The organism is Bradyrhizobium sp. LeoB3, assembly GCF_055456055.1.
This window is the reverse complement of sequence record NZ_JBVBEF010000337.1, coordinates 1-702: the sequence shown is the minus strand read 5'-3', so window position 1 is coordinate 702 and position 702 is coordinate 1. Positions and strand designations below refer to the sequence as shown.

At 66.1% G+C, this 702-nt stretch carries 1 protein-coding gene; it reads left to right on the top strand.

Annotated features, from left to right (window positions below; genetic code table 11):
- Window positions 1–123 precede the first annotated feature (123 nt).
- On the top strand, window positions 124–702 hold a 579-nt coding region (locus ACZXDY_RS46200; protein WP_464350056.1), incomplete at its 3' end, for a recombinase family protein.

The following is a 702-nucleotide window of genomic DNA, read 5'->3' as shown; positions in this document are numbered from 1 at the left end:
AGTTATCCGCGGAAAGGCCTGGCGCGGCCGCTTTGGCCGTTGCGCACGCCCTTGCATTACTGCACGCAAGGCAGGATCATGCGGCCGAGCTCGTCCGCCGGGCCGAGCTGGAGGCAACCGCAAATGATCCGCGCAGCCATTTACGCCCGCTTCTCGTCCGATCGGCAGAACGATAGATCTGTCGACGATCAGATCGCGTCCTGCCGCGAGCTCTGCGCCCGCGAAGGCTTTACGGTCGTGCTGACCTTCTGCGATCGCGAGATCTCCGGCGCCTCGACCGTCAATCGTCCCGGCTTCCAGGACTTGATGCGAGCAGCCGAAGCGCGCCGCTTCGATGTCATCGTCGCCGAGGACGTCGATCGCATTTCGCGCGACCAGGGCGATTGGCATACCGCACGCAAGCGGCTCGACTTCCTCGGCATTGCGATCCACACGGCGAGCGGCAAGGTGGGCAAGCTCGATGGCGCCCTGCGCGCGCTCATGGGCGAGATGTTTCTCGAGAACCGGGTTGTCCACACCCGCCGCGGGCTCAAGAGCGTGATCCGCGACGGCCGCCACGCCGGGGGCCGCGCCTACGGCTATCGGGCGATCGCAGGCAAAACCAGGCGAGCTCGAGATCGACCAGGCCGAAGCCGAGATCGTGCGGAGAATCTTCTGCGAGTTTGTCGAGGGCAAGACGCCGCGCGAGATCGCCGCGGGCCT